1 pseudogene is annotated in these 2581 nt (G+C 78.1%); it reads right to left on the bottom strand.

The annotated features are described in order from the left end of the window. Positions 1–2341 (bottom strand): annotated as a pseudogene (locus tag EF903_RS31420) (hypothetical protein); the annotation flags it as partial. Positions 2342–2581 lie beyond the last annotated feature (240 nt).

The following is a 2581-nucleotide window of genomic DNA, read 5'->3' on the forward strand; positions in this document are numbered from 1 at the left end:
GGGTGGGGGCGGTCGTGGCGGCCCGGGAGTCGGAGCCGGGGGCGCCGGGGAAGCCTCGGACCTGCCACAGCAGGGAGTTGTCGGCCGCGGAGTGGCAGCGTACGGCGATCTCGTCGACCAGGACGGCGTCCTCGCCGCCTGCGGGCAGGGCGAGGACGCCCCACGGGCGCCGGCCCCACGTGCGGGTGCGGTAGTCGGCCCGGCGGCCGTCGGCGGACTCCAGGCGGAACTCGCGGGGCGAGTGGCCGCTCCACGGGGTGCGGTGCAGGACGCGGCAGCCGGCGAGCCGGCCGTCCTGTCCGAGCGGGGAGGGCGGCGCCCCCTCGGGGAGGGCGGCCAGGGTGCGGAGGTTTTCGGAGTCCTTCCAGCCGTCGGGGGCCTCGCCCCAGGCGCCGATGCCCGGGGCGGGGCCGTCGCCGCTGCGCACGCCGGTGTGCGGGTCGACGGGGGCGCGTCGGCGGTCCGCGTGGAAGACGGGGGCGCTCCACAGCCGCTGCCCGTCGGCGAGCATCAGGTCGTGGCCGCCGATGCCCTCGCGGCCGCCGGGGCGCAGGACGCGCTCGCCGTCGTGGCGGCCGGTGCCGTCGGCGGATTCGAAGTGGTAGCCGAGCCCGCCGTGGATGAAGCCGCCGTACGGGCTCAGCCGCGAGCGGTGCTCCGGGATGAAGACGTCCTCGGGGCGGGAGGCCCAGAAGGCGTGCCCGCCGCGGGCCGTGCGCTCGTCGGTGCTCCAGGCGACGAGGAAGTCGCCGCCGACGTGGTGCACGGAGTGGGAGAGGGCCTCCGCGGGCACCCGGAAGGTGCAGGAGGCGCGCTCGCCCGCGTGGTCGACGGCGACGGCGCGGCCGGCGCCGTACACGGTCAGTACGGGCCAGGTGCTGGTCACCTGGAGGGTTTCGCCGGGCGGGAAGCCGGCCACGGCGGCGTCGAGGGCGGGCCAGCCGAGCTCTTCGGGCAGTCCGGCGTGCAGGGCTCGGGCCAGCGGGCCCGTCAGGTCGATGCCGGCCAGGGCCTCCTCGATGCCGTCGAGAGCCGTGGCGGTGGGGCGGTCGAGGAGCTCGCGCAGCTCGTTCACGGCCTCGTCGGCGGCGGCGAGCCCGCCGCCGCGCAGCGCGTCGAGGAGGCCCTCGATGCGGTGGTGCACCTCGGCGGCGATGCCCGCGTTCTCGGGGAGCCGGGTGATGGCCGTGCCGGCGCCGCGCAGCCCGGCGTGCACGGTGCCTTCCAGACGCGGGCCGAAGACGGGGTCGGCGGCGAGCGCGGCGAGGTCCCGCCGTGAGCGGTCGCCCCAGAACTCCAGGCGGACGGCGGGCCCGGGATCCTCGACGCCGATGCCCGCGGCGAGGCAGGCGTCGAGGAGGTCGGCGTCGAGACCCGGGTGGCGGTGGCGGTCCTCGTGCAGCCGCACCGGGGTGCCGGAGGCCTTGATCCGGGATGCGAACAGGGGGACGAGCTCCAGCAGTTCGGCGGGGACCGGCTGGCGCACGACACCGCCGCCGGCGACCTTGCGGTGGCCGTACGCGCGGGCGTACCGGCGCAGCCAGTCGGCGAGCCCGCCCTCGGGGACGGCCCGGCCGGCGGCCGCCGCCGCGGCGGCCCCCGAGTCCCGCAGGAGGCGCAGCCAGGGTGCGGCGTCGCCGCGGGACTCGGGGAACAGGTCGAGGAGGGGAACGTACAGCCCGTCGCCGGGAGGGTGGGCGGCCAGGAGCTTCGCGAGGGCGAGGAGCAGCCGGTCGGGGACGGCCCGGCCGCGCGCCGCGGCGACGAGCGGGCCGAGGATCCGGGCGTCCTCGGCGGTGCCTGCCCCGGCGGCGCGCGCCGAGGCGCGCACCCGTGCGGCCAGGTCGGCGGGCAGGTCCGCGGACGCCGCGGGCCAGGCGGCGAGGACCCGTGCGAACTCCTCGTGCGCGGCGGCGGGCTCCAGGACTGCGGCGAGCCACTGCTGGTGCCCGCTCAGGTCGGCGGCGGCCAGGGCTCCGTGGCGGGCGTGGAGCAGCACGTTGGCGCGGTGCCTGTCCGGGTCCGCGGGCAGCCGGTGCGCGTGCTCCGCCTTGCGGGCGAGGGTGTGGGCGCGGGCGGCGCTGCGGGGGTGGACGGCGATCAGCCGGTGCGCCACCGTCTCCCAGAACCAGGGCAGATGGGGCGGGGGCAGCCGGCGGGCCTGCCACTGCATCGCGTCGAGGAAGGCGCCGGGCTTCGCGTGCGCCGCCCGGGCGCCGGCGCACAGGGCGTCGAACAGCGCGCGGGCGGCGGGCTCCGCGCCGGGGTCGTGCGCCTGTACCCAGTCCGGGTAGACCTGTGAACTGCTCGGATCGGACGGCAGCGGGATCGCGTGGCTCATGCGGCGATCCTCCCAGCCGGAACCGACAGGGCCTCGAGGTGGTCGCCGGGCCCGGCGGTGCGCCGGGTGTGCGCCGGGTGTGCGCCGGGTGTGCGCCGTCGTGTGCGCAGGAGTGCGCAGGTGTGTGCCACCCACGTTCGAGTGACGCAGCGTATCCATCGGCAACGCAGCGCAATCCCGGCGGTAGGTTGATCTTGCCCGGCGCGCCGCCCCCCGGCGAAGGCGCGGGCACCCCCTGAT

Origin of the sequence: Streptomyces sp. WAC05292 (genome assembly GCF_003949955.1) — a bacterium.
GTDB lineage: Bacteria > Actinomycetota > Actinomycetes > Streptomycetales > Streptomycetaceae > Streptomyces > Streptomyces globosus.